General features: G+C 40.2%; 9 protein-coding genes and 1 pseudogene. 7 read left to right on the top strand and 3 right to left on the bottom strand.

The genetic code is table 11. The features are described 5' to 3' along the window. The first annotated feature begins 664 nt into the window (after positions 1–664). The 7 genes and pseudogenes from NWP17_RS00200 to NWP17_RS00170 form a co-directional block, all read left to right on the top strand. Complete coding sequence (locus tag NWP17_RS00200; RefSeq protein WP_280652908.1) at positions 665–1,516, top strand: HIT domain-containing protein; 852 nt, start codon at positions 665–667, stop codon at positions 1,514–1,516. Between the two features lie 1,002 nt (positions 1,517–2,518). Further along, positions 2,519–3,967 carry a nitrogenase cofactor biosynthesis protein NifB gene (nifB, locus tag NWP17_RS00195; protein ID WP_280652907.1) on the top strand — a complete coding sequence of 483 codons (1,449 nt, stop codon included), beginning with the start codon at positions 2,519–2,521 and terminating at the stop codon, positions 3,965–3,967. Positions 3,968–4,059: 92 nt separating this feature from the next. After that, positions 4,060–4,413: a DUF362 domain-containing protein gene (locus NWP17_RS00190; RefSeq protein WP_280652906.1), complete on the top strand. Its 354-nt coding sequence runs from the start codon at positions 4,060–4,062 to the stop codon at positions 4,411–4,413. Next, positions 4,410–5,606, top strand: a complete 1,197-nt coding sequence (gene nifS / locus NWP17_RS00185) for a cysteine desulfurase NifS (RefSeq protein ID WP_280652905.1) — start codon at positions 4,410–4,412, stop codon at positions 5,604–5,606. Before NWP17_RS00190 ends, nifS begins: the two co-directional genes overlap by 4 nt. A 108-nt stretch (positions 5,607–5,714) precedes the next feature. Next, the gene (gene nifU, locus NWP17_RS00180) at positions 5,715–6,617 is read left to right on the top strand and encodes a Fe-S cluster assembly protein NifU (protein ID WP_280652904.1); all 903 of its coding nucleotides are present in this window, start codon (positions 5,715–5,717) and stop codon (positions 6,615–6,617) included. Between the two features lie 204 nt (positions 6,618–6,821). Next, complete coding sequence (locus tag NWP17_RS00175) at positions 6,822–7,178, top strand: group I truncated hemoglobin (protein ID WP_280652903.1); 357 nt, start codon at positions 6,822–6,824, stop codon at positions 7,176–7,178. A gap of 292 nt (positions 7,179–7,470) precedes the next feature. Beyond that, positions 7,471–7,968, top strand: a pseudogene (locus NWP17_RS00170) (AAA family ATPase); the annotation flags it as partial. Positions 7,969–8,635: 667 nt separating this feature from the next. On the opposite strand, the gene NWP17_RS00165 reads toward NWP17_RS00170, so the two are convergent. The 3 genes from NWP17_RS00165 to NWP17_RS00155 all read right to left on the bottom strand — a co-directional run bounded on the left by NWP17_RS00165 (position 8,636) and on the right by NWP17_RS00155 (position 13,756). Next, entirely contained in the window at positions 8,636–12,025 is a 3,390-nt protein-coding gene (locus NWP17_RS00165; RefSeq protein WP_280652902.1) for an MSCRAMM family protein, read from the bottom strand. Between the two features lie 141 nt (positions 12,026–12,166). Next, positions 12,167–12,712, bottom strand: a complete 546-nt coding sequence (locus NWP17_RS00160) for a hypothetical protein (protein ID WP_280652901.1) — start codon at positions 12,710–12,712, stop codon at positions 12,167–12,169. A gap of 225 nt (positions 12,713–12,937) precedes the next feature. Beyond that, positions 12,938–13,756: a fimbrial biogenesis chaperone gene (locus NWP17_RS00155; protein WP_280652900.1), complete on the bottom strand. Its 819-nt coding sequence runs from the start codon at positions 13,754–13,756 to the stop codon at positions 12,938–12,940. Positions 13,757–13,828: the final 72 nt, after the last annotated feature.

Genomic DNA, 13,828 nt, shown 5'->3' with positions numbered 1-13,828 from the left:
GTTTTGATGATTTTCAATAGTATTTAACGGCTCTTCCCTGGGTAGTGTTTGGTTAAGAAAACCGTTTACTATTTTTATGCTTATATCAGGTAACCTCCAACTGGAGATTAGGACTCGTGGTTATTGGATTTATTGAATTAATTACAGTTGTACTCAATTATCCTTAACTCTGATTGTAAATAAATTTAAATTAAATTTAAAATTTCTTGGGGGTAGGGGTGCTAGTATTTAATCATGGGGGTTCTGGTATTTTTAGGGTCAAGGCTTGAGAATTTTTGTACTCACCACAAATAACCTCACCTATGAGATTTAGCAGCGCATTAGGCAAGTTATATGGCGATTTATTAAGTTGTACTCACTTGCTCACCAACGCGAGGCAGACAGAATTACAACAAGTTCTGTATACCCAGCTACTATTTTTATTGTATGATTACGTTAGCTAAAAAACAGGTTTCTTTATTTTTTTTTTGGCTTTGTTGTCTGTCTGTATGTATACGTTTCTTCATTTAAACAATAGTTTTTGTAAACATATATAAAGTTGATAGTTAAAACTTTAGTTCTCTCTACCTGAACAGGGTAAGCTTAAATACAACAAAATCCAACAGGTTTTGACCGGCATTACTGTGTTATGCGGGCAGATTTTAACTGACTTAAGGTAATTTCAGTGAAACAGCAAAAAAATACATTTAGCCATATAACAGCAAAAGAAAGAAATTATTTATCATTTCCGGCACAGTTTTTATTAAATCAAAACCTACTTCAAGGACAAATACTAGATTTTGGTTGCGGCTTTGGTAGTGATGTAAAAATCATCAAAGAAAAAGGTTTTGATATTACAGGCTATGACCCCCATTATTTCCCCGGCTATCCTCAAGGTAAATTTGATACAATCATATGTTTTTATGTTTTAAACGTTTTGTTACCTGAAGAACAAGCTAATATTTTGATGGAAGTATCACACTTATTAAAACCAGGAGGTAAAGCTTATTATGCAGTGAGAAGGGATCTGAAAAAAGAAGGATTTAGAGAACATTATGTCCATAAAAAACCTACATATCAATGTTTAGTTAAACTGCCGTTTCATTCATTACACGCAGATGAAATGCGGGAAATATATGAGTATATTCATTATAATCAGCGCCGCAATTCATCTGATCATTGTATATTTTGTAATCCTCATAAACATCTCACCTTATTAACGGAGTCAGCAACTGCCTATGCTATGTTAGATGGCTATCCTATCAGTAAAGGACATACTTTAGTAATTCCTAAACGCCATGTTAGTAATTATTTTGACTTACCATTTAAAGAACAGTCCGCTTGCTGGTTTATGGTGAATAAAGTTCAAGGGATTCTCGCCGCAGAATTTGCACCAGATGGTTTTAATGTGGGGATGAATATTAACCGAGAAGGTGGACAAAATATTATGCACACTGCTATTCATGTCATCCCCCGTTACAAAGGTGACTCTGTGGGTAAAAGTGGTATGAGAAAAGTTATCCCTAAGAAACTGTAGGGGCTGATTACCATAGGCTTTTACTCATTTTGATGACCTGAAAAACATAAAATAAATATAAACTGCATTGCTTTTTACCAAAAAAAATGATAGGTTAGATACATAGTCAGGCTAACTCAAACTCTCAATTCTAACTCTGGGGAATGTACGGGCGATCGCTAAAAACGTGATTCTTGCTTATAGACATTAATTCTCAATATGTGTATGATTAAAAGTAATGTAGTTCCTGGTTTCATGCTGATTACGCCATTAATCATAGGTTTCTGATTCTCAAAACTGCCCCGACCCAGCACCTAGAATTTATGCTTAATGAGTGGGGAAAATTAAAAAAATATGAATTATGGCATTTGTAGATCAGAAAAAATGATATGTTAGATACATAATTTAAATTCTGACTCGTCACCACTACTAAAACCTAAACCTGCTCAAGTTTTTAACTCCTTAAGCCTTTCTTCTTGATATTGATTTAAGAGATTTAAGCCGGGTTTGAGTACATATTTATGTACTGGAAAAATTGAATAAAATCGACTCAAACCCTTGTTAATATTGGGTTGCAACTGAGTACAGAGAAATCCTGAACCCCCCTTCATAAATACTCGTACCCCAGTGGAAAAATACCAGAACCCCTACCCAAAAAATAAATTGTTAAAGCTTGTAAACACCACCTGGTTAGGGTGGTAAAATTTGAGTACAAGGGTAATAAATCCAATAAATTCTATCTTTCATCAACGCCCAGACCATAGAATAAGCACTGCTATAAATCATATATCGCCAATCACTCAACGCTCTCACCAAAAGCAACAGCGAAGAGTGAGTGGAGGGATGAGATAGCACCATGCCTCTGCGAATGGAAGTCGCCCTTGTAATCATCAACAAATTCCCATCCAGAATCAAAAGTTGACACACACCAGCTATCCAAGACGCGACTTCATTTCTTAGGTTAAGACAGTAGCAACGGCATCTCCCACAGTGGCATTTAGTCCACCGACCTTGCGAAATTCAATGATACTACCGTCTAACGGACTCCTCACCTCCTCCCATCAGGAACCGGCATTAACCCCAGCAAAATCAGGTGGTTGCGGATGTGACAGCAGCACCACCGTAGAAATGGATCAAAAGCTCCAAGAACGCATCGCTAAACATCCTTGTTATAGTGAAGATGCTCATCACCACTACGCCAGGATGCACGTTGCAGTTGCACCAGCTTGTAATATTCAATGTAACTATTGTAACCGCAAATACGACTGTGCCAACGAAAGTCGCCCAGGAGTAGTGAGCGAGTTACTAACACCAGAGGAAGCAGCACACAAAGCTTTGGTAATTGCAGGCAAAATTCCCCAAATGACAGTTGTGGGAATTGCAGGACCTGGTGATCCATTGGCGAATCCTGAAAAGACGTTTCGCACTTTTGAGTTGATTGCAGACAAAGCCCCAGATATCAAGCTGTGTCTCTCAACTAACGGTTTAATGCTACCGGAATACATTGACCGCATCAAACAATTAAATATAGATCACGTTACCATTACCTTAAATACCATAGACCCAGAAATCGGCGCTCAAATTTATGCTTGGGTTCACTACAAGCGTAAGCGTTATAGGGGTGTTGAAGGTGCTAAAATTTTGCTAGAAAAGCAAATGGAAGGTTTGCAAGCTCTCAAAGAAGCTGATATTTTGTGCAAAGTTAATTCTGTGATGATTCCCGGAATTAATGATCAGCACTTGATCGAAGTCAATAAAATGATTCGTGAAAATGGTGCATTTTTGCACAACATCATGCCTTTGATTTCTGCTCCAGAACATGGTACACACTTCGGCTTAACAGGTCAACGTGGTCCCACACCTAAAGAAGTAAAGGAACTACAAGATAACTGTGCCGGCAATATGAAAATGATGCGCCATTGTCGTCAATGCCGGGCTGATGCGGTAGGATTATTAGGAGAAGACCGCAGCCAGGAATTTAGTAAAGATAAATTCTTGGAAATGTCCCCAGAATATGACTTAGAACAACGGGCCATTGTTCACGAAGGAATTGAAAAGTTTAAACAAGAATTGAAAATAGCCCAGGAAAAAGCACGCACAGGAAAGGAATTTGCTAGCCAGCCCAAAATCTTAGTTGCAGTAGCCACTAAAGGCGGCGGACTAGTTAACCAACACTTTGGTCATGCTAAGGAATTCCAGATTTACGAAGTGGATGGTAATCAAGTAAGCTTTATCGGTCATCGCAAGGTTGACCAATATTGCCAAGGTGGATTTGGAGAAGAAGCCACATTTGAGCATATTATGGCAGCGATCGCAGATTGCAAAGCGGTTTTAGTTGCCAAAATTGGTAACTGTCCCCAAGAAAAATTGCAAAAGGCGGGAATACAGACTGTTGAAGCTTACGACGTGATTTCAAAGGTTGCTTTGGAATTTTACCAGCAATATGTAGAGGGACTAGAGACTAGAGACTAGGTGTGAGGGGCTAGGTATGAGGGAAAAACTCCCCAATACCCCCCACTTAGTATCTCCTATGCAATACCCAATACCCAAAAAGGAGAATAATCATGGCTTATCAAGTCACTAGCCAATGTATTTCCTGCAGTCTTTGTCTGTCTGTATGTCCCACCAATGCAGTAAAGGTGGTGGATGGTAATCATTGGATTGACCCTGAACTTTGCACAAACTGCTTAGATACTCTTTATTCCGTTCCTCAGTGTAAAGCAGGTTGTCCCACTTGTAACGGTTGTGTGAAAAAACCCAATGACTATTGGGAAGGTTGGTTTGCTAGTTACCATCGCTCTTTAGCAAAATTAACTAAAAAACAAGATTACTGGGAACGTTGGTTTAACTATTACTCCACAAAATTTTCTGAGCAATTATCTCGACATCAGAGTAAAGTTGTAGGTGTATCAGGATGAGCATCATTTATTTGGATAATAACGCTACAACCAAGGTAGACCCGGAAGTTTTAGAGGTGATGTTGCCCTACCTGCGGGACTACTACGGTAATCCTTCTAGTATGCACACCTTTGGCGGACAACTGGCCAAACCGGTTAAAATGGCACGCCAGCAACTAGCCGCCCTCATTGGTGCTGATGAGTCAGAAATTGTTTATACTAGTTGTGGTACAGAAGGAGATAACGCAGCCATTCGCGCTGCACTGTTAGCACAACCAGAAAGGCGACATATCATCACCACCCAAGTGGAACACCCGGCAGTTTTGAATGTCTGCAAACAACTGGAAACCCAAGGTTACAACGTTACTTATCTTTCTGTTAATCGTCAGGGACAGCTAGATTTAGCTGAATTAGAAGCATCTCTCACTGGCAACACCGCCTTGGTAACAATTATGTATGCCAACAACGAAACAGGTACGGTGTTTCCCATTGAGGACATTGGGTTAAGAGTAAAAGAATACGGCGCTATTTTTCATGTGGATGCAGTGCAAGCAGTGGGGAAAATACCCTTAAACATGAAGAGCAGCACCATAGATATGTTAACTCTTTCTGGTCATAAAATCCATTCTCCTAAAGGAATTGCGGCTTTGTATATCCGGCGGGGTGTGCGTTTCCGTCCCTTGCTCATTGGCGGACACCAAGAACGCGGCCGTCGAGCGGGAACAGAAAACGTTGCTGGTATTATTGCTTTGGGTAAAGCGGCAGAGTTGGAACTCTTACATTTGGAAGAGGCTACCACAAGAGAAAGAAAACTGCGCGATCGCTTGGAGCAAAGCTTACTGGCTAAAATTCCGGACTGCGAAGTTAACGGCGACGTAACGCACAGATTACCCAATACTACCAATATTGGCTTTAAGTACATTGAAGGTGAAGCAATTCTGCTATCCTTAAATAAACACGGTATCTGTGCTTCTTCTGGTTCAGCCTGTACCTCCGGTTCCCTAGAACCTTCTCATGTTCTCCGGGCTATGGGTTTACCCTACACCACCTTACACGGTTCCATTCGTTTCAGCCTGTGTCGCTACACCACAGAAGCTGAAGTTGACAAAGTAATAGAAGTCATGCCTAGCATTGTGGAACGTTTACGGGCTATGTCGCCTTTCCAAAATGATCAAGCGGGTTGGCTACAAGAACAAGCGCTGATTCATAGTTAACAACTAACTAGCGGGTACTAGGTATGGGTAAGTTTGGCTGTCATTCCTAGTCCCTGATCTAAAAATGAGCTACAATCCAAAATCTTCTCAAATTTTCCAAAATTGATTATGTGGGACTACACAGATAAAGTATTGGAGTTGTTTTACAATCCCAAAAATCAGGGAACTATTGAAGAAACAGACCAACCGGGAGTTAAACTAGCAACGGGAGAAGTGGGTAGTATTGCTTGTGGTGATGCCCTGCGACTGCATTTGAAAGTTGAAGTAGAATCTGATAAGATATTAGATGCACGGTTTCAAACCTTCGGCTGCACTAGTGCCATTGCTTCTTCGAGTGCTTTAACAGAAATGGTCAAAGGTTTAACCCTAGACCAAGCTTTGAAAATTTCTAACCAAGAAATTGCCGACTACTTAGGGGGCTTACCAGAAGCCAAAATGCACTGCTCTGTTATGGGGCAAGAAGCATTAGAAGCTGCTATTTATAATTATCGGGGCATAGCTCTCCCCTCCCATGAGGACGATGACGAAGGTACATTAATTTGTAGCTGTTTTGGAGTTAGCGAAAGCAAAATTCGCCGTGTCATTGTAGAAAATAATCTCACTGATGCGGAACAGGTAACAAATTATGTGAAAGCTGGTGGCGGATGCGGTTCCTGTTTAGCTAATATTGATGATATTATAAGAGATGTAAAGGAGAAAGCCGGCGTGGCTGCCCAGAACCACCATAGCCCCGGACTGCCTCAGTCTCAACCGCCATCAGCCAAACCTCTGACCAACGTCCAAAGAATTGCACTAATTCAAAAAGTTCTGGACGAAGAAGTTAGACCTGTGCTGATTGCTGACGGCGGAGACGTGGAACTTTACGATGTAGAAGGCGATAAAGTTAAAGTCTTACTCCAGGGAGCTTGTGGTGCTTGTTCTAGCAGTACAGCTACTCTCAAGATTGCTATCGAAGCCAGGTTACAAGATCGCGTCAGCAAAAACTTGGTAGTCGAAGCAGTGCAGCCATAACTTAACTTCATAACTTGAAGATTTACACCCGGCACTCATAAACCCTGTTGGTCATTGAACAGGAACAACAAGTAGGATTTTGACTTATATTCTTAGGATTTGAATTATCTTCGCCTGATCAATGCTTGATTCTGTGCTTGATTCTGTGCTTGATTACGACTCATTGCAAATCCCATTGTCCAACTCGCTACAAAGGAACAGGATATGAGTACATTGTACGAAAAAATCGGTGGACAGGCAACTATTGAGAAAGTAGTTGATGCTTTTCACAACAGCGTTATGGCAGATAACAACCTGAAATCTTTTTTCGCTAAAACTGATATGGCGAAACAACGCGCTCATCAAATTGCTTTCTTCTCTCAGCTACTAGGCGGACCAAAGCAATACTCAGGTCGTCCTATGGACAAAACACACACAGGTATGAAGCTGAGTGATCAACACTTTGAAGCTATTAGCAACTATCTGAGTGCAGCCATGTCCACTTCTGGAGTCTCAGCAGAAGACACTAGCGCCGCTATGGCTAAAGTTTCCAGCTTAAAGGCTGCTATTTTGAACAAGTAAGTAAATCTGCATTGATTGGCGAATAACTCAAGTCCTACTTGTTTTCTCTACATATTTAGAGACGGCTAAGTAGGCTAAGTAAAAGTTTCACCTACGACCATAAATAAAAACTTAATCTCAAAACTTAACCCCCAATGATTATGAGTCTAACACTCACTCAGTTTGTTGTGGAGCGATCGCCCCCCGGCGACGTTCTACACCCGCTCACTGCTGTAGCTTAACAGGCGTGAACTTCGACCAAGAGACCCGGTAAACAACCAATTTCAGGAACAACTTCAGGAGAAAAATAATCATGTCAGTTGACGAAAACATTAGACAGATAGCTTTTTACGGTAAAGGTGGTATCGGTAAATCTACCACTTCCCAAAACACCCTGGCAGCTATGGCAGAAATGGGTCAGCGCATCCTCATCGTTGGTTGTGACCCCAAAGCTGACTCCACCCGTTTGATGTTGCACAGTAAAGCTCAAACCACCGTTCTACACCTGGCTGCTGAAAGAGGCGCAGTGGAAGACCTAGAATTAGAAGAAGTGATGTTAACCGGCTTCCGTGGTGTTCGTTGCGTGGAGTCTGGTGGTCCTGAACCTGGTGTAGGTTGTGCAGGTCGTGGTATTATCACTGCTATCAACTTCTTAGAAGAAAACGGCGCTTACCAAGACGTTGATTTTGTATCTTACGACGTATTGGGTGACGTTGTATGTGGTGGTTTCGCTATGCCTATCCGTGAAGGTAAAGCTATGATTTTTAGGTTGTTTGCTCTGATTCATCATCAGATGATTAATTTTTATTCATTCACTCTTGCCCTACTTTTGCCCTGGAAGATTCAGCAAGAGAAAGATTCTAATGGCGTTGTCAGCGGCGTTTAGTTAGGGTTTTGATTTGATTATTTACCCTATTCTTGCCCTGTCCACAGGTCTAATAGCCACTATGGTAACACAAGCATCTTGCTTGTTTGATTTATCATACAGCCAGGGAATAAATTCCTGTCTAATAGCTAAAGTCGGTGCTAAAGTCGGTTTTAACCGACTAGTTTATGGTAACTTCATTGATAAATCTTTCCCAAACCGATAACTGCTAAAGGGGACAAGCAGGATGCTGGTGTTACAGGGTAACACTGGCTTCTAGCCGGTATTCAAGAGCGCCACAGATATGTATATAAATTCAGTCGGTCTCAAACCGACTTCAGCTTTCAGCCGGGGAATTCATTCCCCGCCGCGCAGCATAACAGCGGCTTGGTGCAATTCACTCATTCCACATTGTAACAAGCAAGATGCTTGTGTTACCCTGTAACACTGGCTTCTAGCCGGTATTCAAGAAGGCGACAGATATGTAAACCCAATTCAGTCGGTCTCAAACCGACTTCAGCTTTCAGCCGGGGAATTCATTCCCCGCCGCGCAGCATAACAGCGGCTTGGTGCAATTCACTCATTCCACATTCTAACAAGCAGGATGCTTGTGTTACATGGAAATTTTCACATTAATACTGCTTTCTGGATAAGATTCTTCGTTTATTTCAATATAGCTGGGTTTGGTTATTAATTTTTTATTTTCCTGAGTAACAACTATTTCATATTTACCTAGAGATATATTTTCTATGGTAAAAGCACCTAATACATTGGTTTTAACTGATAACTCCCGGTTACTTTTTACATCAACTAATTTAACAGTAAAATCATTCAGTCTATCTCCAGATTTGTCTTGTAACTTACCACGAATAATATAACCAGCAGCCTCAGAATAAAGTTGTTGTTTGGATACACTAACTTTAAAATTCAAGCTACTATCCCACTTGGAAGAACTATCTATAGTAAAATTTGCGGGAACAACTGCAAAATCACTAACTTGTATCCGGTAGTTGCCTAAAGTTAAATTTTCAAATCTAAAAAATCCTTGTATATCGGTCACAGCAGTAAAGGTTTCACCAGATTTAGTGTTAACAGCAGTAATTTTAATCCCTCTAACTTCTTCTCCATTTTCGTCTTGCAGGTAGCCATTAATCCTATAATTAGGAACAGTTTTAGCTGTACCTGGTTTTTCCTCAACAGGAGCAGTAACTTGTAATTCTAGGTTTCCTGGAATAGAGTCTAAGTTATTTATCTTCAAGCTTCTAGGATTTATTTCTAAGTCTCCTATTTTTAGTTGATATTCTCCAAATGGTAAATTTTCTAGATAAAATATACCGTTTGGGCTGGTGATAGAAAAGAAAGTTCTGTTAGTATTAATATTAATAGCTTCTACTCTAGCGCCATTCACTGGTTCACCGAATTGAGTTCTAACGATTCCTTCTATTGTAGTTGTTTGTACAAAGGGAATTTTTACTACAGTATAAGCTCCAGGAGCAACCTGCACAGCATAAGCACTGGCTTGAGGTTCCCAATTAATAGGATAACCTGATGGATCTAAGTCTAAACGGTATTTTCCCGGCTCGGTGGAAATTAATACACCATTACTGGTTAATGTTAAATTTTTAGAGTCTTTTAAACTTTTGTTATTCAGTTTTAACAATGTTTTATAATTTTCTGAAAAAGTAGATTCATTTTTATCTTGTATGCCGTTATTGTTTAGGTCATAGAAGGTTTTGACTAAAATTCCTCCACTTTCTAGAAATTGACCAGCATTTTTAGTATCTCTAGCTATACCATCTTGAAAATTTAAATTTAAATTAAAGTTTAACCCAATACTAAATCCTGAAGGCACATTTTGAAAAGATGCTCCTAAATAAGAAGCTTGTAAACGCAAACCGGCAAATAAATTAGGGCTAGTCACTGACATGAGAAGTCCTGATGATTGGTTACCAAAACCATAACCTAACTCCCAACCCCAATTAGTCAAATTCAACTGTCCAGGAATGGAAGCGGGGTTGCCATTACGATGCCAAGCCACAACACCCAAAGAACTGTTATGATCTGGTTGCAGATGACGGGCATATATTTGGTCTTTGACGGAGCCATCCCGGTATTTGGCAACTTGATTAATTAAATAGATATCTTGAAAAGAACCATTAGAATTATAGGGAATAGTTAGTTTATTCCAAATTTCGGAATTAGGTAAATAAAATCTACTTCTAGAGAATTGTTTATAGGATTTGGTTAAGCCTAGTTGCCAGTTTTTCCACTTTACAGCATTGCGTAACTGCCAGCCACCCTCTGAGTTTAGCCGACTATTCCAAGATAGGGCTAAATCTCCCTGTCGCCAATCCATTGTTGTTTCCAGAAAAGCCCGGCTTGAATTGGAATATTGATATCCTAGAGATAAGTTTCCTGATATCCCTAACAGGGAGAAAAATTGTGATGCTTGAGTTGTTAAGCCGGAATTATTCAAACTAAGTTGTAGTTTGGATTTTTGGCTAAATTGTACATTGCTTTGTACCTGCCATGATCCTTGATTGTTGCCACTCCAAGCTAGGGTAAAATCTTTACTAGGCTTGAAATTGCCGGTTAAGAGAATATTTGCTGGTTTGTTAGCGGTTGGGGAAATGGCGCGAAGTGTTAAAGCTACTGGGAAATCAGAGTTAGTATAAAAAACTTCCCCAAAAAAACCTAAATCCTTATTATCGTAAAAGCCACCAACTCCTATGGTTAAATCATTCCATATGCCGTAACGGTAACCTAGTCCGGCTACTAAACCATTAAAAGACCCGAGAAAATCACCTTTATTGAGATTGCGCCAAGTACCTAAAGAAGTAAATAAAGCACTACTACCGGCGGGGAGTTGTTGGTATTGGGGTTCTAAAATTCTGATTTCCCGTTGAGGAGTAGCGGCTAGATTACCATCAGGATAGGAAACTATCAAGAAACGATTGCCTTTAACATTGGGAAAAACATAGTTTTTCTGCTTATCTACTAGGTATTCTCCCAATAACAGGCTATCTTGCCAAAGCTGAACTAAAGTTCCCTCAGAGGCGGTTCCTTGGATGGTACGCACAAAGTCTTGGTTTATCAGCCGAGAGTTTAGGTCACCAGCTGAACCGCCAATATGACTTTCATAGCCAAAGCGCTGGATATAAGTATAACCCCAAAATTCTCCAAAATTGTTTGACCCTGGATAAAATAGCTCTTGGTTACCTAAAATATGGTCTGTGGTTTTGTTGAGATTTTGAATTTTTAAGCTCTGGAGGTAAGCTTGTCTCAAATCCTGAAAATTTGGCTGGGAAATAGTAGTATTAAAGGTAAATTCTCCCAATTTACCGCCAAGGGTAGTTGAGCCGTTATTAGCTAAATTACCACTGTTGGCAACAGCAGAGTTGACATTTTGACTCAAAGCACTAAAAGCATAGTCAGGAGGAGTAACTATTGGTAAACCATCTAGCACCACGGGAGTAACTTCTATTTGTTTGCGGCTGGTTTTTTCTAGCCAGTCACCTTCAAAAATCAGAGCGTAACTATCAATGTCAAATTTGACTTTAACAGGTAGCTGACGGTTTATTTCTTCAATGGTGAGAGCATCGCCTATGTCTGGATCTTTAATTAAAAATTTTGGCTCAAAACGAGTGACTAAACCTGGTGAACGTAATTGAATAGAGCCATCCTCCATGGGGGTTTCTGTAAACCGAAAAGCTTTTAAAATAGATTGATAGGGTACAAGCCATTGTTCAAAATTCACGGCTTGAGAACCGTCTTCAGCACCTTTGACTAAGACACCTGATAAAACATCTCTTGCGCCAATTTTAATTCCAATAGGTAAAATATCTAAAGATGGTTGTGGGGGAGGGGGGGAAGACTCTACCAACAGCAAATCATCACTAATGACATTGTTTTCTTGAGGAATTTGTAGATATTCTGGATTATTTCTTGTAACTGATAAAGTAGTGAAAATTTTTTGTTCTTGAGGAGGTGCTGATTTTGCCATGGCTGATTTTGCTATTAATAGCGGTGAAATCAGTAAAATGAAAATAAATCGCCACTTATCATAGGCAAACATGACCAATAGTTGTTTTGTTGGTGGGAGGCTATTGTACCGCTAAGTCTAATCTTCATCTGAGTGAGGAATTTAGTTAGGAATGAGAGTTACAGAAGCGGTAAAAGTATGTGTACCAGCAGGTATACCTTGACGTTCAGCAAAAATTTCCATACCGATAAAAAACCATTGATTGGTGAATGCAGTGCTACTCAACAAAATTGGTGTGCTTTTAGTTGAGGTTGTACCATTGCCTACTACGCTGACCAAATCAGTATCAGTACTATCAGCTTGACCAACAGTTCCGCCGGCACTATCTCGGTATAGAGTAGTTATTGCGGTTGTCACACTGGTATTAAAACCAGGTACGCTAGAGCTTTCTAGTACGGGGGAGGTGATGATGGCATAAGTTCCAGTGCTGTTGTTACAAGACAATTCCAATCCGCTAGGTAAGCCTTTGACAGTAGTAGATCCAATTGACGCAACCAAAGTGGTGGTACTTCCACCACTGAAACTTTCTACTAAATTTCCCGTTGTCGGTCCTGAATTAATGTTACAGGCTTCTGCAATATTGGCTTGTAGGGTAAAGTCAATTACCTGTTCTGCCAACAGTAAACCGGATCTGGTGAAAATTGTCATCCAGATAGCCAGAATAAGTATGACTTTCCGGAATCGGGAAATTAAATAATACATAAGGTTTTTAGCTTAGGTTTGACTTTGGTTAGCTTTAGCTAGCTTTAGCTAAATAGGACTGGCGATGAACACAGCAAATGGGAAATAACTAGATGCCAAAGTTGTCAACCTACTAGAAAAGCAGTCAGTAGAATCTTAGGTAAAATCTTAGGTAAAATCTTAGGTAGAATCTTACTGCTTGGGCGCAGGAACTTCCAAAGTCAAGCTAAAAGGAAAGGTTTTTTGACTATTTTCCCGCTCAGTATCCAGTGAACCTTTTAATTGGTATTTACCAGGCTGGAGGGACTTAATTACTGGGTCATTTTCAATATAAATATCCCTTTCTGATTCTCCTACAATGGAACTGGGCGCTGCTTTGCCTTCAACAACTTTACCGTTTCCTTCTAAAGTCCAGTTAATCCAAGCCCTGGTAGAACCCGCTCCACTATTTTTTACCCTTATACTGATTCTATCTTTGCCGTCATCATAGGTAGCCGTTAAAGCGCTCAAATTAGGTTCAACATTGCCAATTCTGGCATATATGGGCATTCCGATACGACTGACCACAGCAGTTTGAGCTTTAGCATTAGGATCGCTTAATGCTACTTCTTTTAAGTCTTGAACAAACAATACAGACCTCAACTCTGTATTGTTTAAGTTGGGGGGAACTTTAACTACTAAGCGGACATTTCTTTCAGCACCTGGTTTTAATTCTAACTCCCTAGGCGAGAAGACTATATAAGGTGTGAGGTCTACCGGGCTGCGTTGCAAAGGCTCTAAACCGTTGGATGTGTAAGTGAAGGGTTCTGTATAAACCCGCGCTCGGTAAGGTTGGTCAGTGCGATTACGAACAGTTACCAATTGTTGCCCCTGTCCATTTTGCACATTCATGACTACCATTAAGGGGGACATACTCACTTGAGCATGGGTCGGTACTGCAAACAAAATTACTAATACAGTTGAACCCAAGCTCAACGCTAAAAAAGTCAATTTTTTCAGTCGCCAAAACATAAATTAAACTGCCAAGCTTCAAAAGATGTTGATTAATTGAGGCAACAAAAACATTAGTAACAACTAGGTGAT

This window comes from Chrysosporum bergii ANA360D, from assembly GCF_029891735.1.
Taxonomy (GTDB): Bacteria; Cyanobacteriota; Cyanobacteriia; order Cyanobacteriales; family Nostocaceae; genus Umezakia; species Umezakia bergii.
The sequence above is the reverse complement of the archived record's forward strand: the minus strand, read 5'-3'. Positions and strand labels throughout refer to the sequence as shown.

What these genes read in the sequence shown, in the direction of transcription:
- nifS (WP_280652905.1), top strand. Translation starts at nt 4,410, where the DNA reads ATGAGCATCATTTATTTGGATAATAACGCTACAACCAAGGTAGACCCG.
- nifB (WP_280652907.1), top strand. Translation starts at nt 2,519, where the DNA reads ATGATACTACCGTCTAACGGACTCCTCACCTCCTCCCATCAGGAACCG.
- NWP17_RS00165 (WP_280652902.1), bottom strand. Translation starts at nt 12,025, where the DNA reads ATGGCAAAATCAGCACCTCCTCAAGAACAAAAAATTTTCACTACTTTA.
- NWP17_RS00155 (WP_280652900.1), bottom strand. Translation starts at nt 13,756, where the DNA reads ATGTTTTGGCGACTGAAAAAATTGACTTTTTTAGCGTTGAGCTTGGGT.
- nifU (WP_280652904.1), top strand. Translation starts at nt 5,715, where the DNA reads ATGTGGGACTACACAGATAAAGTATTGGAGTTGTTTTACAATCCCAAA.
- NWP17_RS00175 (WP_280652903.1), top strand. Translation starts at nt 6,822, where the DNA reads ATGAGTACATTGTACGAAAAAATCGGTGGACAGGCAACTATTGAGAAA.
- NWP17_RS00160 (WP_280652901.1), bottom strand. Translation starts at nt 12,712, where the DNA reads ATGACAATTTTCACCAGATCCGGTTTACTGTTGGCAGAACAGGTAATT.
- NWP17_RS00190 (WP_280652906.1), top strand. Translation starts at nt 4,060, where the DNA reads ATGGCTTATCAAGTCACTAGCCAATGTATTTCCTGCAGTCTTTGTCTG.